This window comes from Virgibacillus salexigens (assembly GCF_014905415.1).
GTDB lineage: Bacteria > Bacillota > Bacilli > Bacillales > Amphibacillaceae > Virgibacillus > Virgibacillus salexigens.
Map to the genome: position 1 here is coordinate 1 of NZ_BNEO01000220.1, position 289 is coordinate 289.

The window sequence follows — 289 nt, forward strand, 5'->3', positions numbered from 1 at the left end:
TCAGCAGAAATTATATTGGTTACCCACCAAACATCTCTAGATAATTTTCAACATGCATTTGATCAATTGAAAAAACTCGAGGTAGCACTTCAATTAAAAAGCTACTATAAAGTGGAATGAGATACGGCATATGAATTGGCCGGGACTACTAAAACATTATCATAAATACTTACCAATTACTGACAAGACACCAGCATTAACGTTACAAGAAGGAAATACACCATTGATTCATTTATCCAATTTATCTAAGGAACTTGGTATCGAACTATATGGGAAAGTCGAAGGTGTT

At 33.9% G+C, this 289-nt stretch carries 1 pseudogene; it reads left to right on the top strand.

From position 1 onward, the window contains the following. Positions 1 to 130 precede the first annotated feature (130 nt). Positions 131 to 289 (top strand): annotated as a pseudogene (locus JKP73_RS22930) (threonine synthase); the annotation flags it as partial.